The following is a 20,465-nucleotide window of genomic DNA, read 5'->3' as shown; positions in this document are numbered from 1 at the left end:
GTGTATCACTTTGAAGTGGACGCCTTCCGCAAGCACTGCCTGATCAATGGCCTGGACGACATCGGCCTGACCTTGCAGGACGGCGATGCGATTGCCGCGTTTGAAACCAAACACCGGGCCAGCCAGCCTTGGTTGTTTCGCGACGCTTGATTCCATGTAGACCGGACTTCGCGAGCAAGCCCGCTCCCACATTTGATTGCATTCCAATCAGGGAATCAGGCCAGTTCAGGGGCGCTAGCGTACGCCTGTTCCAGCAACACGGTGAAGCGCACGAACGCATCAATCGCGCCTTTCTCCACTTCGGCTTCTTCTTCGGCACTGAATTCCAGCGCGTCGAGGGTGCGGGTGAAGCGCTTCCAGCCTTCAGCGCGACCCCCCGCAGGCTCGCCCAGGTGACGGGCACCGAAGGTTTCGCTCAAACCCAGGCCCACGGCACGCTTGATCAGGAACGCGGCGCCCAGCTTGGAGCCTTCGGACACGAACAGCCAGCCCAGGGCTTCGGCCTTGCTCGGGTTTTTCACCGCGCCGGCCACCGGTGCCGGTACTTCGGTGTCCAGGTCGCCCAGGTCCAGCTTGGCCGCTTCGGCACGGCAGCGTTCGGCGAGGTCAGGGACGATCTTGATCAACTCGGCATCGTTGTACAGCGCCACCAGCTCCGACTGGAACAGGTACTGCGCGACCACGAAGCGGGCGAAGTTGGCCTGGGTTTCAAACGGTGCATGGGCCTTCACCAACGCATCGAGCTTGGTATGCGGTTCATTGGTGATCTGGTTCAGGCGCTGGGAGCGCAGGGCTGCACGTTCTGCGGTAGGGGAGGCGGTCATCGGGGAGTCCTTGAGAAGAGAAAGCGTCTGGTTGCCAGGCTGTTATGAACTAGACGAACCAGAAGACGCGTCACAGTAAAAAATCCTCACCCCGGCGCAGATTAAATCGCGCCGGGGTGAGGCTCCATGGATCAGATGTCCCAGATCAGATTGATCGCAAAGTTGCGGCCCGGCTGGGTCAGGCGGTCGAGGTTGGCCGGGCCGGTCACACCGGCTTCGCCGACGCTGTCGTAGCTGCGCACGTCATCCCAGTTCCAGTATTTCTTGTCCGTCAGGTTGTACAGGCCGCCGTTGATGGTCACGTCGTTGGTGACCTTGTAGAAGCCGGTCAGGTCGACGATGCCGAAACCCGGGGTCTTGAACGGGCCGTTGGCGCTGTTGCCGTCAGGGGCGAAGAAGGTGGTGCTGTCGACGCGGTCCTGTTTCTTGACCAGGGTCCAGCTGACCAGCGCACCGTAGTTCTGCTGGTCATAGCCCAGGCCGAACACGCCCTTGAGCGGGTTGACGCTGTTCAACGGTTCGCCGTTGTCGTCATTGCGCCCGTAGGTGTAGGCAATCGAGCCTTGGGTATACAGGCCCTGCGGTGCGCCGAATGCGTCGAGGCTCAAGCGGCCCTTGGCCTCCACTCCCTTGATGGTGGCGTGCTTGATGTTGTTGGCTTCGAACTGCTGGACGGTGCCACCGGCAACCGAGGCATCTTCGTCGATGAAATCACGGTACTTGTTGTAGTACACCGCCACATCAAACGAGCCCGAGTCGAAGTTGCCGCGAATCCCGGTTTCGACGCCCCGGCTGCTTTCCGGCTTGAGGTCCGGGTTGGGTTCGACGGTGTAGCCCTGCTGCAGGTTTTCAAAGCGGCCATACAAGGCCTTGGCCGACGGTGTGCGATAGCCTTCGGCGTATTGGCCGAACCAGGTGTATTGCTCGGTCAGGGCATAAGTGATGCCGAATTTTGGCGTTACACGGTGCCAGTTCTTTTCCGAATCGCTGTGGTCGTAGATGCGTGTCGGGTCAACGGTATTGAGGAATTCCTGGGTCAGCTTGGGTTTGAGCTGGATGTAGTCGTAACGCACGCTGGGCAGGAAGGTCCACTTGTCCCAGGCAATCTGGTCCTGGGCAAACAGCGCGTAGGAGTTGATGGTCGGGTCGGGGAAGTCGCTGGCTTTTTTCACGCTGTCGGCGGCCGACGGGCTTGGTGCACCGATGGCGGTGCAGCCTGCGCCGACCGCCAGGCAGGTCGCGGCGCCCTCACGGGAACCGGTGACTTTCTGCTGCTTGAGGGTGGTGCCGTAGGTCACGACATGGTCGGTTTCGCCGATGCTGAAAGCCTTGTCCAACTGCGCGTCGAATACCCACTGCTTCTCTTCGTACAGGGTCTCGCGGGTGCGCAATACCTTGCGCGATGGCTGGTAGATTTCTGCGGTGGTCTGGTCGGTCTTGGCGATCTGGTAGTTGAGGCTGGTCTTGATGTGATCGGCAATCGGCGAGTCGAGGGCGAACTTGTTTTCGATGCCGAAGCGTTCGCGGGTGATGGTGTCGTTGCCCGTGCGGCCGCGGTAGAAGTTGAAGCCCTGGCCACCGACAAACGGGCCACCCACTGCGTTTTTCAGGTTGGTGTCGCGATCGTCCTTGAACTTCTCGTAGGTCAGGCCCAGGCGGTTGTCTTCGCCGTAGTTCCAACCCAGTTTGGCCAGCACGTTGGTGGTGCGCGCATCTTCCGGGTTGGCGCCGGTGCGGGCCAGGCCGGTGGCGTTATTGCCGTCGTAGGATTCCATCTCGTGACCGTTGCGCTGGCTCAGGTGCAGCAAGCCGTCGAAGTCCTGCACGCGACCGGCGACGGTGCCGGAGGTCAGCCAGCTCTCATCGGCGGAGCTGTAGCCGGTCTTCAGGCGTGCGCCGTAGTCCTGCCCGGGCTTGATGATGTCGTTGGGGTCGAGGGTAAAGTAGCTCACCGCGCCGCCGATGGCGCTGCTGCCGTACAAGGCCGAGGCCGGGCCGCGCAGGATTTCCACGCGCTTGACGATTTCCGGGTCGACGTAGTTGCGGCGGGTCTTGGCGTAGGGGCCGTTGAAGAAGTTGTCGGGGACTTCGACGCCGTCCACCTGGGTCAGGATGCGGTCGCCGTCGATCCCGCGAATGTTGTAGCCGGCATTGCCGGAGCGGGTGCCGGCACCGCCCACCGAAACACCTGGCTCATAACGCACCAGTTCGCGGATGGTGTTGACGTTCTGGCGGTCCAGTTCTTCGCGGTCGTGCACGGTCACGGTGCTGGGCACGCTGTCCACGGCCTGTTCCTGGCGGGTGGCACTGATGGTCATCTGTTGCAGGGTGATGGCACCGACGGCGACGCGTTTTTCCAGCACGATGTTGCTGTTGCCCAGTTTGCGATAGCCCAGGTTGGTCCCCACCAACAGCTGGTCCAGGGCTTTATCCGCCGGCAATGAGCCGCGCACGCCAGGGGACGACACACCCTGGCCCAGTTCTGCCGGCAGGCCGACTTGCCAGCCGGTCACCGCGGTGAAGGCGTTCAGCGCCGAGACCAGGGATTGCTGCTCGATGCTGAAGCTGTAATTGCCCTGGCTGCGGCTGGCAGGCTCGGCGGCGGTGGCAGCCATGACGGGCGCACCGGCCAACAGGATTGCGGCCGTCAGCAGCGACAAGCCCTGGCGGCGAACGGGCGAAGAGGACCGGCGGTTGAAACGAGACGACATCGAGAGCGCTCCGGAAGGTACGAATCTTATAGTTGCGCACTGAATCAAATAGGAATCAGTTGCATTGGCTATAACGAGACGTATCGTCGCTGGCTATCGAGTAAAAATAATTCTCATTTAGTTCAGGATCACCAGCGCCGGGTATTCCGAGAGCTTGGCCGAGGTGATGTGGGCCAGGGAGCGCACCACGTCGAGCGGCTGGTCGAGCCGGTAATTGCCGGTGACGGCCACGCTGGCCAGCCTGTCGTTGTTGTTGACGATCCAGCCGGGGTAGTAGCGACGCAATTCGGCCAGCACTTCGCTCATCGGGCAGTTTTCGAAGATCAGCCGGCCGTCGACCCAGGCCAGGTCCTTGGTGGTGTCGAGCTTGGCCGGTTGGCCGAAGCCCTTGGGCCCGATGCGGATACTTTCACCGGCGCTCAGGCGCACCCGCGCGTCGTCAAACGTGTTGCTCAGGTCGACATCACCGCGCTGTACCTGAACCTGGGCTTCACCGTTCAAGTAGCGCACCGCGAAAGAGGTGTCCCTCACGCTGGCGCGCACCGGGCCGGCGTCGATTTCCAGGGGCAGGCCACGGCTGGGCAGCACTTCGAAAAACGCCTCGCCCTGATACAAGCGGGCGATGCGCTGGTGGTCCTTGATGCTGCTGGAGAAGGCTGAGTTGGTGTTGAGCAACACTTTCGAGCCATCGTCCAGCTGCAGGCGTTGGCGTTCGCCCACCACGGTCAGATGGTCGGCCTGCAGGCGCATAGGCAGGTTGCTGAAGCTGAACAGGCCCAGCAGCAACACGGCGGCAGTGGCCAGGGGCTTCCAGTGCGGTTTGATACGGCGCCAGGCGCTGGGTTTGCGTGGCGCATTCAGGGCGACGGCAGCGCTGTGAACGGGCGCTCCGCTCCAGGCAGTCTGGGCCTTGATGAAGGCTTCGGCGTTTAACGGGTCGTTGGCGAGCCAGGCTTCAAATTCCGCCTGCTGCCCGGGTTGCGGGCACTGCAAGGCGATCAGCCAGTCGAGGGCTTGGTCCATGGCCGCGTCTTGCAACACCTCATGAGCCAGCTCATGGGGGTGCCGTTTATTCGGTTCCGTCACGGTGTTCCTCGGGTCTTCGCCACGTTTTAATCAATAGTCCTACAGACTGTGCCGCCAAAGCTTAAGGGCGATCCAGTCTTTCGGCCACACCTATGCAGATGGCCATGATCAGTTTCAGTTCCTTCTGCACGGTGCTCAGGGACACGTCGAGCTTGTCGGCGATCTCCTGATAGCTGCAACCGTGCAGGCGGCTGAGGATGAATATCTGCTGCTGGCGGGCGCTCAACTGGCCGAGGCTGACACTCAGGTGCTCGAGCAATTGCTCGGCCTGTGTCGCGTCTTCGGGGGTGCTGACGGGGGAGGCGACGCTTTGCAGGACGTCCAGCGGGACATCTTCCTGCAGGGTGCGGGCCTGAATCCTGCGGGCGCGCAGGTGGTCCAGCGCCAGGTTGCGCGCCGTCTGGTAGACAAAGGGTTCGAGGTGGTCGATCGGCCGCTCGCTCAGGGCCCGGGTAACGCGCAGGTAGGTTTCCTGCAACAGGTCCTCGGCGGTGCTGTGGTTATTCACCATCCGCTGCAAGGTGCGCAGCAAAATCACCCGTTGGGTGAGGAAGACTTGGTTGAAACGAGATTGGCTCACAGTGATACCAGACCGATTTGCAGTGAATGATAATGCTTATCATCAACGCAAATGGCAAGTGGCTATTTTGGAGCATGAAGCAAGGCCGTGTGGGAGCCGGGCTTGCCCGCGATGCGTTCCGCGCTGTCTGTCAGGTGGACCGCGGTGATGCCATCGCAGGCAAGCCAGCTCCTGCAGGAGAGGTCAGTACCGCTGGTTTATTCGGCGTTGCACAGCGCCAGGCAGTTATCCAGCATCCGGTTCGAGAAGCCCCACTCGTTGTCATACCAGGCCAGCACTTTCAGCAGTTTGCCGCTCACTTTGGTGTGATTGGCGTCGAAGATCGACGAAAGCGGGTTATGGTTGAAGTCGCTGGAAACCAGCGGCAGGGTGTTATAGCCGAGGATTCTCGAGTGCTGGCTGGCTTCTTTCAGCAGCGCGTTGACCTGCTCGGCACTGGCTTCTTTTTTCAGTTGCACGGTGAGGTCCACCAGCGACACGTTGATCACCGGTACACGCACGGCCATGCCGGTCAGCTTGCCTGCCAGTTCCGGCAGCACCAGGCCCACGGCTTCGGCAGCGCCGGTCTTGCTCGGGATCATGTTCTGGGTGGCCGAGCGCGCGCGGTACGGGTCGGTGTGGTAGACGTCGGTCAGGTTCTGGTCGTTGGTGTAGGCGTGGATGGTGGTCATCAGGCCGCTTTCGATGCCCAGCTCGCGGTGCAGCACCTGGGCCACGGGCGCCAGGCAGTTGGTGGTGCAGGAAGCGTTGGAGATGATCTGGTGGGATTGACGCAAAATGTCATGGTTTACCCCATACACCACGGTGGCATCAGCGCCCTTGGCCGGGGCCGAGATGATCACCTTGCGCGCGCCGGCGGTAATATGGGCGGCGGCCTTGTCACGGTCGGTGAACAGACCGGTGCATTCGAACACCACGTCCACCTTGTGCGCAGCCCACGGCAGGTCGGCCGGGTTGCGAATGGCACTCACGGCAATCCGGTCACCGTTCACGGTCAGGCTTTCCTGATCATGAGCGACCTCTGCGTCGAAAGTACCGTGGACGGTGTCGTATTTAAGCAGGTGGGCATTGATCGAGCTGTCGCCGAGATCGTTGATGGCGACGATCTGCAAATCCTGACGGTAGCCTTGGGTATAAAGTGCGCGCAGGACATTACGGCCAATACGGCCAAAACCATTGATAGCGATACGTAGAGTCATTGGAAGGTGCCTGTCGTCGATTTGTTGTAAGAATTACAAGATTATTCGCATAAAAATAGAAAACAAGCCTTTTTAGTGGCAATATTTTGTTCAATCTACAACGAGTGACCTGAATCAACTGGTCCGATTGGTCAAGCAACACCCTGCCAACCTCTTCGCGGCGGGCTTTTGACCAGCATAGACACTCAGGTCGCCACATCCGTTAGCCTGGAGTTCTATACATGCATCCCCGCGTACTTGAGGTCACCGAACGGCTTATCGCCCGCAGCCGTGCAACCCGTGAGGCATACCTTGCGCTCATTCGCGGCGCTGCCAGCGACGGCCCGATGCGCGGCAAGCTGCAATGCGCCAACTTTGCCCACGGCGTGGCCGGGTGCGGCACCGAAGACAAAAACAGCCTGCGCATGATGAACGCCGCCAACGTGGCAATTGTTTCGTCATATAACGACATGCTGTCGGCCCACCAGCCATACGAACATTTCCCCGAGCAAATCAAAAAGGCCCTGCGTGAAGTCGGTTCTGTTGGCCAGTTCGCCGGCGGTACCCCCGCCATGTGCGACGGCGTGACCCAGGGCGAGCCAGGCATGGAGCTCAGCCTGCTGAGCCGCGAAGTGATTGCCATGTCCACGGCGGTAGCGCTGTCCCATAACATGTTCGACGCCGCGCTGATGCTGGGTATCTGCGACAAGATCGTCCCCGGCCTGATGATGGGCGCCCTGCGCTACGGCCACCTGCCGATGATCTTCGTACCGGGCGGCCCGATGCCGTCGGGGATCTCCAACAAACAGAAAGCCGACGTGCGCCAGCGCTACGCCGAAGGCAAGGCCACTCGCGAAGAGCTGCTGGAATCGGAGATGAAGTCCTACCACAGCCCGGGCACCTGCACCTTCTACGGCACCGCCAACACCAACCAGTTGCTGATGGAAGTCATGGGCCTGCACCTGCCGGGCGCCTCGTTCGTCAACCCGTACACGCCGCTGCGTGACGCCCTGACCCGCGAAGCCGCGCACCAGGTCACGCGCCTGACCAAGGCCAACGGCAGCTTCACGCCGATCGGCGAGATCGTCGACGAGAAATCCATCGTCAACTCCATCATCGCCCTCAACGCCACTGGTGGGTCCACCAACCACACCCTGCACATGCCGGCCATCGCCATGTCGGCGGGCATCATCCTGACCTGGGATGACATGGCCGACCTCTCCGAGGTGGTGCCGACCCTGTCCCACGTGTATCCAAACGGCAAGGCCGACATCAACCACTTCCAGGCGGCGGGAGGCATGTCGTTCCTGATCCGCGAACTGCTGGAAGCCGGCCTGCTGCACAACGACGTCAACACCGTGGCCGGTCATGGCCTGAGCCGCTACACCCAGGAACCGTTCCTGGTGGACGGCGAGCTGGTATGGCGTGAAGGCCCGATCGAAAGCCTCGACGAAACCATCCTGCGTCCCGTGGCCCGTGCGTTCTCTCCGGAAGGCGGCCTGCGGGTAATGGAAGGCAACCTCGGCCGGGGTGTGATGAAGGTCTCCGCCGTGGCCCTCGAACATCAAATTGTCGAAGCCCCGGCCGTGGTGTTCCAGGACCAGCAAGACCTGGCCGACGCGTTCAAGGCCGGTGAGTTGGAAAAAGACTTTGTTGCGGTGATGCGTTTCCAGGGCCCGCGCTCCAACGGCATGCCGGAATTGCACAAGATGACCCCGTTCCTCGGCGTGTTGCAGGATCGTGGCTTCAAAGTGGCGTTGGTAACAGACGGGCGCATGTCCGGCGCGTCGGGTAAGATTCCCGCCGCGATTCACGTCAACCCCGAAGCCCAGAGCGGCGGGCCACTGGCACGTGTGCGCGATGGCGATATCATTCGCGTGGATGGCGTCAAAGGCACCTTGGAGCTTAAGGTGGACGCCGAAGAATTTGCCGCGCGCGCGCCTGCCACGGGCCTTCTGGGCAATAACGTGGGGGCCGGTCGCGAGTTGTTTGCGTTCATGCGTTTGGCTGCAAGCTCCGCAGAGCAGGGCGCCAGCGCCTTTACCTCTGCCTTGGAGACACTTAAGTGAAGCTAGCGCTGGTCGGTGATATCGGTGGTACCAACGCCCGTTTTGCGTTGTGGCGGGATCAGGAGCTGCATTCGATCCGCGTCCATGCGACGGCGGATCATGCGAGCCCGGAAGAGGCGATCCAGGTCTATCTGAAGGAAGAAGGCCTGGCCATCGGCTCGATTGGCGCGGTGTGCCTGTCGGTCGCGGGGCCGGTGAGTGGAGATGAATTTAAATTCACCAACAATCACTGGCGCCTGAGCAAGACTGCGTTCTGCAAGACCTTGCAGGTGGACGAGCTGCTGCTGGTGAATGATTTCTCGGCCATGGCCCTGGGCATGACCCGCCTGAAGCCCGACGAATTCCGCGTGGTGTGCGAAGGCACGCCGGAGCCGTTGCGCCCTGCGGTGGTGATTGGCCCGGGCACTGGCCTGGGCGTCGGCACCTTGCTCGACCTCGGCCATGGCCGTTGGGCGGCATTGCCGGGGGAGGGCGGCCATGTCGACCTGCCCGTGAGCAGCCCGCGTGAAGCCCAGCTGTGGCAGCACATCTACAATGAGATCGGCCATGTCAGCGCTGAAACTGCCTTGAGCGGTGGCGGTTTGCCCAGGTTGTACCGGGCGATCTGCGCGGTGGACGGTCACGAGGCGGTTCTGGAAACTCCCGAGGCCATCACTGCCGCTGGCCTGGCGGGCGACCCGATTGCCCTGGAAGTGCTGGACCAGTTCAGTATCTGGCTGGGCCGCGTCGCCGGTAACAATGTGCTGACCACCGGCGGTCGTGGTGGCGTGTACATCGTGGGTGGGGTGATCCCGCGCTTTGCCGATTTCTTTATCAAGAGTGGTTTTGCCAGGAGTTTTGGCGACAAGGGCTGCATGAGCGACTACTTCAAAGGCATTCCGGTGTGGCTGGTGACGGCACCGTATTCAGGGTTGACAGGTGCTGGTGTGGCGCTTGAGCAGGCATTTGCGTAGGCAGTGATGGCCTCTTCGCGAGCAAGCCCGCTCCCACATTCAATCCCATTCCAACTGGATGAATGAGGTCGAATGTGGGAGCGGGCTTGCTCGCGAAGGCGGCCTCAAGGGCAACAAATGACTTAAGCTTGGCCATAACAACAAGGAGGACCCCGTGAGCGTAATCAGTAAATCCATTCTCCTGGTCGACGACGACCAGGAAATCCGCGAGTTGCTGCAAACCTACCTCAGCCGCGCCGGTTTCCAGGTGCGCGGCGTGCCGGATGGCGCGGGGTTCCGCCAGGCGATGAACGAAGCCCCGTGCGACCTGGTGATCCTTGATGTGATGCTGCCGGACGAAGACGGTTTCAGCCTCTGCCGCTGGATCCGCCAGCACCCACGCCAGGCCCAGGTGCCGATCATCATGCTCACCGCCAGTTCCGACGAAGCCGACCGCGTCATCGGCCTGGAGCTGGGTGCCGACGATTACATCGGCAAACCCTTCAGCCCCCGTGAGCTGCAGGCCCGTATCAAGGCCCTGTTGCGGCGTTGCCAGTTTGGCCAGGAGCGCAGCGGCGGCGAGGTGCTGGTGTTTGGCGAGTGGCGCCTGGACATGGTCAGCCACCGGCTGTTCCACGTCGACGGCGAGGAAGTGATTCTTTCCGGCGCCGATTTTGCCCTGCTCAAACTGTTCCTCGACCACCCCCAGCAAATCCTCGACCGCGACACCATCGGCAACGCCACCCGTGGCCGCGACCTGATGCCCCTGGACCGGATTGTCGACATGGCCGTCAGCCGTCTGCGCCAACGCCTGCGCGACACCGAAAAACCACCCCGGCTGATCCGCACCGTGCGCGGCAGTGGCTATCAATTGGCAGCCAGCGTGGTTGCCGGCAATGCCCACTGAGCGCCTGCGTGAACTGCGCCGGCGCATCCCGGTACCGCGTTCGCTGCTGGGGCGGATGTTGCTGCTGACCCTGTTGGCGGTGCTGTTTGCCCAGGCGTTGTCCAGCGTGATCTGGGTCTCGCAATTGCGCGCTACCCAGCTTGAAGGCCTGGTAACCGCCGCCCGCAGCCTGGCGCATTCGATGACCGCCAGCGTCAGTTATTTCCGCTCGTTGCCGGTGGCCTTCCGGCCGTTGGTACTGGACCAGTTGCGCAGCATGGGCGGTACCCGGTTTGTGGTGACGCTCAACGACAAGCCCCTGGACATGGCGGTATTGCCGGAAACCCCGCGCAAGCATGCAGTGCTCGGTGCTGTCGAAGAAGTGTTGCGCCAGACCCTGGGCAGCGACGTGCATGTTTCGGTGGAGTTCGTCAGCGCCGAAGACCTGCGCATCTTCAACGCCGGCTTGAAACTCGATGAATTGCCGCGTTCCTGGGCGCATTACGCGTTGACCCTGGAACCGGTGAATCCGCCGGTGTTGGTCACCCAGATCCAGCTGGCCCAGGGCGAATGGCTCTACATTGCCTCCTTGCTGCCCGAACCCTATACCAGCCTCGAAGAACAAGGCCTGCCATACCAGCAGGTGTGGTTTATCGTGCTCACCAGCGGCTTCCTGCTGCTGTTTATCGGCCTGTTGGTGCACTGGCAAAGCCGCCCACTCAAGCGCCTGGCGAGGGCGGCGCGGGACATGTCCCTGGGCGCCGACGTGGAGCCGGTGGCCGAAGGCGGCGGCAGCGAAGTGGTGGAAGTAGGCCGCGCGTTCAATGCCATGCGCGAACGCATCAGCCGTTACCTGACCGAACGCAGCCAGCTGTTCAGCGCCATTTCCCACGACCTGCGCACACCCATCACACGCCTGCGGTTGCGGGTGGAATTGCTGGAAGACGAGAACCTGCAAGCCAAGTTCGGCCGCGACCTGGATGAACTGGAGTTGCTGGTCAAAGGCGCGTTGCAGTGCGTGAAGGACACCGACATCCACGAAAACATCGAACCGGTGGACCTCAACCACGTACTCGACTGCCTGGTGGAGCCGTACCTGGCGCCCAACGGCAATGGGCGCGTGACCCAACATGGTCGGGCACTTACGACGTACCCGGGCAAGCCGCTGGCGCTCAAGCGCTGCATCGGCAACCTGATCGACAACGCCCTGAAGTACGGGCAGAACGCCCATTTGCATATTGAAGACGATGGCGCGGAGTTCATCCTCCACGTCGACGATGAAGGCCCGGGCGTGCCGGAACAGCGCCTGGAGCAGGTCTTCGAACCGCACTTCCGCCTGGCCGGGCAGCAACAGGGTTACGGCCTGGGCCTGGGCATCGCCCGCAACATTGCCCACAGCCATGGCGGTGAAGTGAGTTTGCAGAATCTACGGGAGGGCGGTTTGCGGGTGACCTTGCAACTGCCTCGTGGCCTGGATTGAACGCCACCAATACCGCAGCTGATCGAGTACTTGTGGCGAGGGAGCTTGCTCCCGTTGGGGCGCGAAGCGGCCCCAAAAGATGGGACTGCTGCGCAGTCCAACGGGAGCAAGCTCCCTCGCCACATTATTAGCATCCGGCGTTATAACCGTGGTTAGACGCTCTGGCGCAACCTGGCCAGATCCCGCAACGGCGGCGCACCAAACAGCCGGCTGTATTCGCGGCTGAACTGCGATGGGCTCTCATAGCCCACCCGATACCCCGCCGCCGAGGCTTCCAGGCCCTCGGCGATCATCAACCGCCGAGCCTCCTGCAAGCGCAACTGTTTTTGGTACTGCAACGGGCTCATGGCGGTCATCGCCTTGAAGCGGTGGTGCAAGGTCGAGACGCTGAGGTTCACTTCCTTGGCCAGGTCATCAATGCGCAGGGGCTGTTCGTAGTTGCCGTTCAACCAGGTGATCGCCTGGCTCACCCGATGGCTCTGACTGTTGGCGACGGCGATTTCATACAGCCGATAACCCTGTGGACCGCGCAACAGGCGATAGAGAATTTCCCGATTGATCAGCGGCGCGAGCATTGCGATGTCTTTCGGTGCGTCGAGCAATCGGGTCAGGCGCAGCACGGCGTCCAGTAGCTGGCTGTCCAGGCGGTCGACATACATCCCTCGGGAGGTCGGGCGCGGGGGCACGCCCATCGGCCCGGCTTCGGCAATCAGTGCGGTGATCTGTGCCGGGTCGATATTCACCCGAATCGACAGGTTGGGGTCTTCCGGCGTGGCATCAAGGATGCGCCCGGCCACCGGCATCGCTACCGAAAACACCAGGTAATTGAGCGGGTCGTAGGCGAAGACTTCATCCGCCAGGCGCACTTCCTTGCTGCCCTGGGCGAGGATGCACAGCGCGGGTTCAACCAGCACCGGCGTGAATTCACGCGGGGAGTTATGGCGGTTGAGATACAGCGACGTGATCGCCGTGCCGTAGGAACCATCCTCCCAGGTATGCCGGCGAACGATGCCGGCGAGTTCTGCGCGCTGCTTTTCCATATCGGCGTCGAGGGGTTTGGAGCGAAGTTCGGGCGACGACATGGGACATCCTCTGGTGCTTTGACGATGGGCACAGCTTAAGGGCGGCTTTGCAAAAAGCGGTATTTCGATTCTGCACAATCCTTGCCTGATCCTGCGAAAAATCGTGAATCAGGCAAGCCGGGGCCTGTCATGCCCCTGAAATACGGCAGTCATGCCGGGAATAAACTTCGCAGGCCGATTGCTATATCTACGTATCTCGCAGGATTGTGCAATAAGCCAGCAGGAATTGACTAACCGCATCCACACCCGCGCCCGTATCTTTGATCCTGTGGCAACACGCCCTCACAGTGCTTGCCGAGCATCACTTCTCAACGGGAGAGTCGAACATGTCCACCCCCATTCCCGCGAGCCATATGGCCTTTATCCGTGCCCGTACCGGGTACAGCACCGAACTGGGTGCACGCTTGAGCAGTTTGATCGAACCGGGCCGCCAGGCTCAGGGTTGCCTGCAATTCTCGTTGCAGCACTCCCTGGCCGACCCGGATGTGTGGTTGGTGTCGGGCTTCTGGAGCAGCGAGCAGGCGATGAGTGCCTACTTCAGCTCGCCGGCGCTGATGGTCTTCACCGAGTTGTTGAATGACATGGTGGTTCGCAGCATGGACTTCCAGACCTTTACCGACGCCTCGGCGGCCAATGCCTATGGCGAGTACCTGCAACTGGCGGGCTAGTGCTTTAGAATGGCCGCCTTTCCCATTGGCCAGGACCTGCAACATGGCACGTAAAGAGTTTGCCCACCACGAAGCCGTTTCCGCCTTGGTGCGTGAAGAAGAGGGTGGCTATAGCGCCGCCATCGCCGTCAAGGCGCTGGATGGCATGGGCGCACCGCGCTTTCACAAGATCCTCGATGGACAGACGTTCAAGACTGCCTCCGACGCCGACGATGCCGCAGCGCTGCAACTGGAGCGCTTGGTCGATGTAGATGAAGACGGTCAGCTCTCTTGGGCAACTTCCGCCAACTGAAAACACCGCTGATCCAAATGTGGGAGCGGCTTGTGTGGGAGCGGGCTTGCTCGCGAATGCGGTGGATCAGTTGGCATATGCATTGACTGATACGCCCCCTTCGCGAGCAAGCCCGCTCCCACATTTTTATCGCATTCCAATCAGCGTTGCGCGGCGCCTGGGCGGTACATTTTGAACAGCGCTTCCGGCCCCAACTGAAAATAATCCGCCGGGCCACCTCCACGCAGGATCGGCTGGGCGGCAGCCGTGTCGTACACCCCGTCTTTCAGCAGCCATTTGGCGATATGCACCGCGACCACCTCGCCGAGCACCAACCAGCTTGGCACCAGCTCCTTGTCGGCGCGCTGCAGCTGAATGATCTGCGTCACCTTGCACTCGAACGACACCGGGCTTTCGGCCACGCGAGGCACGGCGATCACCTTTGAAGCCACCGGCGTCAAGCCGGCCAATTCAAACTCGTTGACCTCGGGTGATACCGGCGCGCAACTCTGGTTCATCTGCTCGGCCAGCGGGCGGGTGGCCAGGTTCCACACGAACTCACCGGTCTGTTCGATGTTGTTCAGGCTGTCTTTGCGCCCGACACTGGAAAACCCAATGATCGGCGGAATGTAGTTGAACGCGTTAAAGAAACTGTAGGGCGCCAGGTTCAGGCGGCCCTGGCTGTCGTGTGACGAAATCCAGCCAATCGGGCGCGGGCCGACAATCGCATTGAACGGGTCATGGGGCAGGCCGTGGCCGTTGGCGGGTTCGTAGAAATGAATATCGTCGGACATGGCCGGGGTTCCTGCTGCGCGGTTCTGGGGAGGGCACCATAGTGCAATCCGGCGCGGCGGATTTCTATCATCCATATGGAATTTTCATACAGCCCCCACCTATTTTTCACAGCTCCCGGGTCAGTCTGCGCGCCAGGTCGACACCCCCTGTAAGTCGACCGATTGAACGACTGAGCCTTTGGAGCCTTCTGCACAATGAACAAACTTCCTCAGATCACCCTGGCGTTCTGGGTCATGAAAATCTGCGCCACGACCCTGGGCGAAACCGCCGGGGACTTGCTGTCGATGACCTTGAATGTCGGTTACGCCATCAGCTCGATGATCCTGATCAGCGTGTTCCTGGTCACTCTGGTGACGCAACTCTGGTCGAAAACCTACAACCCGGTGCTGTACTGGATCGTGATCCTGTCCACCAGCACCGCCGGTACCACCATGTCGGACTTTATGGACCGCACGCTGGGGCTGGGTTATGCCACGGGCTCGATGATTCTGGTGTCGATCCTGGTGGCGATCTTTGCCCTGTGGCGTATCAGCGGCGACTCGCTGAACGTGAACAAGGTGCAGACCTTTCGCGGTGAGCTGTTCTACTGGATGGCGATCCTGTTCTCCAACACCCTGGGCACGGCGCTGGGTGATTTCCTCGCGGATGATTCCGGGCTGGGGTTCGCTGGTGGCGCGTTGCTGATCGGGGCGAGTATCGCGGTGGTGGTGTTGCTTAAATACTTCACGCGGATTTCGTCGGTGCTGCTGTTCTGGGTGGCGTTTGTGTTGACCCGGCCGTTCGGCGCAACCCTGGGTGACTTCCTGACCAAACCCCATGAAAAGGGCGGGCTGGACTTTGGCACCATCGGCTCGTCGGCCGTGTTGGCGGCGGTGCTGGTGGTGATGATTGCCGGGGCGGCGTATGCCCAGCGTCGGTATGGACGCCTGGCGGCTGCCGAGCTGTCTTGAGGGCAATGAAAAAGGGCCGTGTCATTGACTGACATGGCCCTTTTTTTACGCCTGCCGAACCCTTAGTCCGTAGTAATCCGCGAATGCTTGCGGGTGTCCTTCATGGTCACATACACCAACAGCGACACCGCAATACACGCGGTGACGTACCAGTAGTAACCGGTTTCCATGCCAATGCTCTTGAACCACAGCGCGATGTATTCAGCGGTGCCGCCGAAGATCGACACGGTCAGCGCATAGGGCAAGCCAACGCCCAGGGCGCGGATTTCGGTGGGGAACAATTCGGCCTTCACCACGGCGTTGATCGAGGTGTAGCCGCTGACGATGATCAGCGCCGCCATGATCAGGAAGAACGCGCCCCACCAGGTCTGGATGGTGTGCAGGGTGGTGAGGATCGGCACGGTGAACAGGGTGCCGAGGACGCCGAAGGCGATCAGGATCGGCCGGCGGCCAACCTTGTCCGACAGCCCGCCGATGATGGGTTGCAGGCACATGAACAGGAACAGCGTGGCCGCCGAAATGGTGGTGGAGTCGGAGATGCTCATGCCGACGGTGTTCACCAGGTATTTCTGCATGTAGGTGGTGTAGGTGTAGAACGCCAGGGTGCCGCCCATGGTCAGGCCGACTACGGTCATCAGTTCCTTGGGGTGGCGCATCAAGGTGCGCATTGCGCTTTCCTTGGCCTTTTCTTTCTTGGTGAACGACTCGGTTTCTTCCATGCCACGACGCAGGTACAGCGCCACTACCGCGCACAGGGCGCCGATGGCGAACGGGATACGCCAGCCCCAGTCGTACAGCTGTTCGGTGGTCAGCAATTGTTGCAGCACGATCAATACCGCCAGGGCGATGAGCTGGCCGGAGATCAGGGTCACGTACTGGAAGCTGGAGTAGAAGCCCCGACGTTCCTTGGTCGCCATTTCGCTGAGGTAAGTGGCGGAGGTGCCGTATTCACCGCCGACCGACAGGCCCTGCAGCAAACGGGCGAATACCAGCAGGATCGGCGCACCGATACCGATGGCTTCATAGCCCGGGCTCAAGGCAATCAGCAGCGAGCCGAAGCACATCAGGTATACCGAGGCCATCAAAGCCTTTTTACGCCCGACCTTGTCGGCGTACAGGCCCATCAGCCAGCCACCGATCGGGCGCATCAGGAAGCCCACGGCGAAGATCGCGGCGGTGTTCAAGAGCTGGGCGGTGGTGTCGCCTTTCGGGAAAAAGGTCTTGGCGAAATACAGGGAGAAAGCCGCATAGACGTACCAGTCGTACCACTCGACCATGTTGCCGACCGATCCGCTGAAGATCGACTTGATACGGCTGGAGGTGGTGCGTCCTTTTGCCGGCGCAGTCGCCGACCCCAGAGGCAGGGAGTTGGAGTTATCCATTTAAGGATCCTTCATCTAATTGTTTTTGTGGAGCGCGCGGTAGCGCAGCCTGGCTGGGCTATAGCAGGAGCTGTGCCAAGCCGATGAAGGCCCGGTCTAGAAGGGTTTGGAGATTTTTTTGAGCGGAAAATCGCTGATGATTGAAGGGTGATGAGCGGAAATCCGCCGACGAAGATCGCTCCCACGCTCTGCGTGGGAGCGCATCCTGTGACGTTCCGCGTCACGATTTTAAGGGCGGACGCGGAGCGTCCAGAGCTGCATTCCCACGCGGAGCGTGGGAACGATCGGGTTAGAGGAACGTATCCCGCGCCAGGCCATGGCGCTGCATTTTTTCATTGAAGGTGCGCCGTGGCAGTTGCAACTCGGCCAGCACCGCCTTGATATCGCCTTTGTGCCGGGTCAGCGCGGCTTTCAGGCAATGGGCTTCAAATGCTTCCTGCTGCGCCGCCAACGATTGCCCGGCTTCGATGCCTTCCGGCTCCGGTTCACCCAGCCCCAGCACCTGGCGTTCCGCGGCATTGGCCAGCTCCCGCACATTCCCCGGCCAGTCATGGCTGAGCAGGCGCCCCAGCGCGGGTCCGCTCAGCGGCGCGAAGTTGCGGCCCAGGCGCTCGGCGGCGCTTTGTGCAAAGTGCTCGAACAGCAGGGGAATGTCTTCCCGGCGTTCCCGCAGCGGTGGCAGGCGCAGTTGTGCGACGGTCAGGCGATAGGCCAAGTCCTCGCGAAAACGCCCGGCGCGAGCTTCGTCCAGCAGGTCGGGTTTGGTGGCGGCGATGATCCGCAAGTCCACCTTGATGCTTTGATTGGAACCGAGCCGTTCGAGTTTTTGCTCCTGCAACACCCGCAGCAATTTCACCTGCTGGGCCAGCGGCATGCTTTCGATCTCATCGAGAAACAGCGTGCCGCCATTGGCGTATTCCAGCTTGCCGATGCGCTTGCCCTGGGCGCCGGTGAACGCGCCACTTTCATGGCCGAACAGCTCGGCTTCAAACAGCTGCTCGGGAATCGCCGCGCAGTTCAGCGCCACAAACGGCTTCTTCGCCCGGGGGCCGAAATCATGCAGGCAACGGGCGACCAGCTCCTTGCCGCTGCCGGTTTCGCCGCGAATCAACACATTGACCGGCAAGCCGGCCAGGTCCAGGACTTGCCGGCGCAGGTTCTGCAAACCCCGGGACACCCCCAGCAGGCTCGATTCCAGTTGGGCCCGGTGATCGGCCTGCTGATGCAAGCGGCGGTTTTCCAGCACCAGCCCGCGCTTGTCCAGCGCCCGGCGCAGGCTGCTGAGCAGGGCTTCAGGGCTGAAGGGTTTTTCGAGGAAGTCGTAGGCGCCGTCGCGCATGGCTTCGACGGCCATCGGCACATCGCCGTGGCCGGTGAGCAGAATCACCGGCAGGTCGGCGTCACGCCGCTGCACTTCAGCCAGCAACTCCAGGCCGCTGAGGCCGGGCATGCGCACGTCGCTCAGGATCACCCCGGGAAAGTCCCTCGGCAATTGCGCCAGGCATTCTTCGGCGCGGCCGAACAACTGCACCTCAAAGCCCGACAGGCTCAGCCATTGCTCGACGGCCGTGCGAATGCTGGCTTCGTCATCGACCACAATCACCGCGTTCAACATAGGTCTGGCGTCTCCAGCGCGATGGGCAAGGTCAGGGTAAAGATCGCCCCGTCACCTTGATTGCCGGCGCTCAGGCGCCCGCCAAGTTCGTGGACGATAGCGTACGACACGGCGAGCCCCAAGCCGAGCCCGTCGCCTACCGGCTTGGTGGTGAAGAACGGGTCGAACACGCTGTTGAGGTTTTCATCGGCAATCCCGCCGCCGCTGTCGCTGACGGTCAGGTGCCATAGCTGCTGATCGGCGTGCAGACGGATCTCCAGGCGCTTGCGTGGCTTGTCGGCCATGGCGTCGAGGGCGTTGCGCAGCAGGTTGATCAGCACCTGTTCGAGGCGGATCGCGTCGCCGCGTACCCAGGCGGGGCGGGTCAGGTCCAGTACGGTGCCGATGGCTTCGTCCCGCAGGCGCGCATCGAGCAAGTGCAGGGATTGGTCCACCACCGTCGCCAGGTCGAGGCGTTCGCGCAGGCCGCTGGGGCTCTTGCGGGCGAAGGTCTTGAGGTGGCCGGTGAGCGCGGCCATGCGTGTGAGCATGTCGTCCAGCGGGGTCAGGGCCTGGTAGGCGTCGTCCACCCGGCCATGGTCCAGCAGCAGCCGCAGAGTCGCCAACTGCATGCGCTGGGCGGTCAATGGCTGGTTGATTTCGTGAGCGAGGGCGGCAGACATCTGCCCCAGCGCTGCCAGTTTGGCGGATTGCACCAGGCCATCCTGGGCAGTACGCAGGGCGCGGGTGCGTTCTTCCACCAGTTGTTCAAGTTCTTCGCGGCTGCGCTGGCGCAAGCGGGCGAGGCGCCAGCGCTGGGTCAGGAACAGCACCAGGAACACCAGCGCCAGCCATGAGCCGGCGGCGGCGAGGCCGGCGTTGCGTTGGTCTTCAAAGGCAAATTGTGGCTTGCGCAGCAGGTGCAAGGTCCAGCCTTCGGCCTTCAGCGGCAGGGATTCCCAAATGTAATTGGCCTTGCCGTCGGGGCCGTCGACGCGCATCAAGTGGCTGTTTTCGTCAAAGCGCTGCAAGGCTTCGGTGTCCAGCGGCAGCAATTGTTTCTTGTCGTATTGGCGGGTGGCCTTGAGTTCGGCGTGGTCGCTGTCCGACAACGGACGCAGCGCGCGGTAGCGCCAGCCCGGCTGATTGGCGATAAACACAATGCCCCGGGCATCGCTGACCAGCAGCAAGTCATTGCCCTGGGCCCACTCGCGCTCCAGTTCCGGGAACTCCAGCTTGACCACCATGGCACCGAGGAACTGCTCGTTCTCGCCGACCACCGCGCTGGAGAGGAAATACCCCGGAATCCCGGTGGTCACGCCCACTGCATAAAAACGCCCGGTGCCCTGGCTCAAGGTTTGGCTGAAGTAGGGACGAAACGCGTAGTTGTGCCCCACATAACTGCTGGGCAGGTTCCAGTTGCTGGCGGCCACGGCGAGGCCGTTGCGGTCCATCAGTTCCAGGGTCGAGGACTGGGCGGCGCCGTTGATGCGCTCCAGCTTGCGGTTGAGCAAATCCTGGGTGGCGGTGTCCAGCGGGCCCTTCAGGGCGCTGATCATTTCCGAGTCCAGGGCCAGCACGGCGGGCAGGGCGCGGTAACGTTCGATCAGGGTGTGCAGGGAGTTGCCATAAAGCATGAGCTGCTGATTGGCGCGGGCGGCGTCATCCACCAGGGCCAGGCGTTCGGCGTGGCGGGTAGCCAGGGCGGCAGCCAGTACCGCGCCGGCGATGATCAGCAAGGAGTAGAAGGTCAAACGCAGCGGACGGGGAATCGCAATCATACGAAGATGAACAGTGCAATTAGGGGCGAGCACCATAGCATGAGGCGCATGGCTTGTTGCGAGGGGAGGGATTGTCTTGTGGCGAGGGGGCTTGTCCCCCGTTGGAGTGCGCAGCGCTCCCGCTTTTTTCGGGGCCGCTGCGCAGCCCAACGGGGGACAAGCCCCCTCGCCACAAGGTCATTTATCCCGCAGGGGA

Annotated in this window: 17 protein-coding genes and 2 pseudogenes; 9 read left to right on the top strand and 10 right to left on the bottom strand. The window is 61.8% G+C overall.

What is annotated here, in order from left to right; translation table 11 throughout:
- Positions 1 to 150: pseudogene (locus HX869_RS14875) on the top strand (3-isopropylmalate dehydratase small subunit); the annotation flags it as partial.
- A gap of 65 nt (positions 151 to 215) precedes the next feature.
- Here HX869_RS14875 and HX869_RS14870 read toward each other — a convergent pair.
- The 5 genes from HX869_RS14870 to gap form a co-directional block, all read right to left on the bottom strand.
- Positions 216 to 824 (bottom strand): biliverdin-producing heme oxygenase, encoded by a 609-nt coding sequence (locus HX869_RS14870; protein ID WP_177019288.1) that lies wholly within the window; start codon positions 822 to 824, stop codon positions 216 to 218.
- A gap of 131 nt (positions 825 to 955) precedes the next feature.
- The gene (locus HX869_RS14865; RefSeq protein WP_178903270.1) at positions 956 to 3,535 is read right to left on the bottom strand and encodes a TonB-dependent receptor; all 2,580 of its coding nucleotides are present in this window, start codon (positions 3,533 to 3,535) and stop codon (positions 956 to 958) included.
- Between the two features lie 117 nt (positions 3,536 to 3,652).
- The gene (locus HX869_RS14860; RefSeq protein WP_178903269.1) at positions 3,653 to 4,621 is read right to left on the bottom strand and encodes a FecR domain-containing protein; all 969 of its coding nucleotides are present in this window, start codon (positions 4,619 to 4,621) and stop codon (positions 3,653 to 3,655) included.
- A 61-nt stretch (positions 4,622 to 4,682) separates the two neighbouring features.
- Entirely contained in the window at positions 4,683 to 5,201 is a 519-nt protein-coding gene (locus HX869_RS14855) for an RNA polymerase sigma factor (protein ID WP_003214115.1), read from the bottom strand.
- 197 nt (positions 5,202 to 5,398) lie between these two features.
- Complete coding sequence (gap, locus tag HX869_RS14850; protein ID WP_178903268.1) at positions 5,399 to 6,400, bottom strand: type I glyceraldehyde-3-phosphate dehydrogenase; 1,002 nt, start codon at positions 6,398 to 6,400, stop codon at positions 5,399 to 5,401.
- A 221-nt stretch (positions 6,401 to 6,621) separates the two neighbouring features.
- On the opposite strand from gap, the gene edd reads away from it, so the two are divergent.
- From edd to HX869_RS31850, 5 genes and pseudogenes are all read left to right on the top strand, one after another.
- The gene (gene edd / locus HX869_RS14845) at positions 6,622 to 8,448 is read left to right on the top strand and encodes a phosphogluconate dehydratase (RefSeq protein ID WP_003214119.1); all 1,827 of its coding nucleotides are present in this window, start codon (positions 6,622 to 6,624) and stop codon (positions 8,446 to 8,448) included.
- Positions 8,445 to 9,401: a glucokinase gene (locus HX869_RS14840; RefSeq protein ID WP_003214122.1), complete on the top strand. Its 957-nt coding sequence runs from the start codon at positions 8,445 to 8,447 to the stop codon at positions 9,399 to 9,401. The genes edd and HX869_RS14840 overlap by 4 nt, the downstream gene beginning before the upstream one ends.
- A 154-nt stretch (positions 9,402 to 9,555) precedes the next feature.
- Positions 9,556 to 10,287 carry a response regulator gene (locus HX869_RS14835; protein WP_003214124.1) on the top strand — a complete coding sequence of 244 codons (732 nt, stop codon included), beginning with the start codon at positions 9,556 to 9,558 and terminating at the stop codon, positions 10,285 to 10,287.
- Positions 10,277 to 11,746, top strand: a complete 1,470-nt coding sequence (locus tag HX869_RS14830; RefSeq protein WP_003214126.1) for an ATP-binding protein — start codon at positions 10,277 to 10,279, stop codon at positions 11,744 to 11,746. Before HX869_RS14835 ends, HX869_RS14830 begins: the two co-directional genes overlap by 11 nt.
- A gap of 21 nt (positions 11,747 to 11,767) precedes the next feature.
- Positions 11,768 to 11,869: pseudogene (locus tag HX869_RS31850) on the top strand (N-acetyltransferase); the annotation flags it as partial.
- 29 nt (positions 11,870 to 11,898) lie between these two features.
- Here the strand turns inward: HX869_RS31850 and HX869_RS14825 are convergent.
- Positions 11,899 to 12,828, bottom strand: a complete 930-nt coding sequence (locus tag HX869_RS14825; protein ID WP_003214128.1) for an AraC family transcriptional regulator — start codon at positions 12,826 to 12,828, stop codon at positions 11,899 to 11,901.
- Between the two features lie 326 nt (positions 12,829 to 13,154).
- Between HX869_RS14825 and HX869_RS14820 the strand changes: the two genes are divergently transcribed.
- Both HX869_RS14820 and HX869_RS14815 read left to right on the top strand, forming a co-directional pair.
- On the top strand, positions 13,155 to 13,496 hold the full coding sequence (locus HX869_RS14820) for an antibiotic biosynthesis monooxygenase family protein (protein WP_003214130.1): 342 nt from the start codon (positions 13,155 to 13,157) through the stop codon (positions 13,494 to 13,496).
- A gap of 43 nt (positions 13,497 to 13,539) precedes the next feature.
- Entirely contained in the window at positions 13,540 to 13,788 is a 249-nt protein-coding gene (locus HX869_RS14815) for a hypothetical protein (RefSeq protein WP_003214132.1), read from the top strand.
- Between the two features lie 140 nt (positions 13,789 to 13,928).
- Here the strand turns inward: HX869_RS14815 and HX869_RS14810 are convergent, their stop codons facing one another.
- On the bottom strand, positions 13,929 to 14,561 hold the full coding sequence (locus HX869_RS14810) for a flavin reductase family protein (RefSeq protein ID WP_008435502.1): 633 nt from the start codon (positions 14,559 to 14,561) through the stop codon (positions 13,929 to 13,931).
- Positions 14,562 to 14,756: 195 nt separating this feature from the next.
- On the opposite strand from HX869_RS14810, the gene HX869_RS14805 reads away from it, so the two are divergent.
- Positions 14,757 to 15,512, top strand: a complete 756-nt coding sequence (locus tag HX869_RS14805) for a hypothetical protein (RefSeq protein ID WP_178903267.1) — start codon at positions 14,757 to 14,759, stop codon at positions 15,510 to 15,512.
- 62 nt (positions 15,513 to 15,574) lie between these two features.
- Here the strand turns inward: HX869_RS14805 and HX869_RS14800 are convergent, their stop codons facing one another.
- The 3 genes from HX869_RS14800 to HX869_RS14790 all read right to left on the bottom strand — a co-directional run bounded on the left by HX869_RS14800 (position 15,575) and on the right by HX869_RS14790 (position 20,269).
- A complete protein-coding gene (locus HX869_RS14800) occupies positions 15,575 to 16,894 on the bottom strand; it encodes an MFS transporter (RefSeq protein ID WP_008435500.1) in 1,320 nt (439 codons plus the stop codon).
- Between the two features lie 289 nt (positions 16,895 to 17,183).
- Positions 17,184 to 18,509, bottom strand: a complete 1,326-nt coding sequence (locus HX869_RS14795; RefSeq protein WP_008435499.1) for a sigma-54 dependent transcriptional regulator — start codon at positions 18,507 to 18,509, stop codon at positions 17,184 to 17,186.
- On the bottom strand, positions 18,503 to 20,269 hold the full coding sequence (locus HX869_RS14790) for an ATP-binding protein (RefSeq protein WP_178903266.1): 1,767 nt from the start codon (positions 20,267 to 20,269) through the stop codon (positions 18,503 to 18,505). Before HX869_RS14790 ends, HX869_RS14795 begins: the two co-directional genes overlap by 7 nt.
- Between the last annotated feature and the right edge of the window lie 196 nt (positions 20,270 to 20,465).

Origin of the sequence: Pseudomonas sp. P7779, from assembly GCF_013386315.1 — a bacterium.
In the GTDB taxonomy this organism is placed as follows: domain Bacteria; phylum Pseudomonadota; class Gammaproteobacteria; order Pseudomonadales; family Pseudomonadaceae; genus Aquipseudomonas.
This window is presented reverse-complemented; position numbering and strand designations above follow the sequence as displayed.

Bases quoted from the DNA above. Each gene is read 5' to 3' on its own strand.
- HX869_RS14820 (WP_003214130.1), top strand. From the start codon at position 13,155: ATGTCCACCCCCATTCCCGCGAGCCATATGGCCTTTATCCGTGCCCGT.
- HX869_RS14815 (WP_003214132.1), top strand. From the start codon at position 13,540: ATGGCACGTAAAGAGTTTGCCCACCACGAAGCCGTTTCCGCCTTGGTG.
- HX869_RS14870 (WP_177019288.1), bottom strand. From the start codon at position 824: ATGACCGCCTCCCCTACCGCAGAACGTGCAGCCCTGCGCTCCCAGCGC.
- edd (WP_003214119.1), top strand. From the start codon at position 6,622: ATGCATCCCCGCGTACTTGAGGTCACCGAACGGCTTATCGCCCGCAGC.
- HX869_RS14810 (WP_008435502.1), bottom strand. From the start codon at position 14,561: ATGTCCGACGATATTCATTTCTACGAACCCGCCAACGGCCACGGCCTG.
- HX869_RS14795 (WP_008435499.1), bottom strand. From the start codon at position 18,509: ATGTTGAACGCGGTGATTGTGGTCGATGACGAAGCCAGCATTCGCACG.
- HX869_RS14825 (WP_003214128.1), bottom strand. From the start codon at position 12,828: ATGTCGTCGCCCGAACTTCGCTCCAAACCCCTCGACGCCGATATGGAA.
- HX869_RS14830 (WP_003214126.1), top strand. From the start codon at position 10,277: ATGCCCACTGAGCGCCTGCGTGAACTGCGCCGGCGCATCCCGGTACCG.
- HX869_RS14800 (WP_008435500.1), bottom strand. From the start codon at position 16,894: ATGGATAACTCCAACTCCCTGCCTCTGGGGTCGGCGACTGCGCCGGCA.
- HX869_RS14805 (WP_178903267.1), top strand. From the start codon at position 14,757: ATGAACAAACTTCCTCAGATCACCCTGGCGTTCTGGGTCATGAAAATC.
- gap (WP_178903268.1), bottom strand. From the start codon at position 6,400: ATGACTCTACGTATCGCTATCAATGGTTTTGGCCGTATTGGCCGTAAT.
- HX869_RS14865 (WP_178903270.1), bottom strand. From the start codon at position 3,535: ATGTCGTCTCGTTTCAACCGCCGGTCCTCTTCGCCCGTTCGCCGCCAG.
- HX869_RS14790 (WP_178903266.1), bottom strand. From the start codon at position 20,269: ATGATTGCGATTCCCCGTCCGCTGCGTTTGACCTTCTACTCCTTGCTG.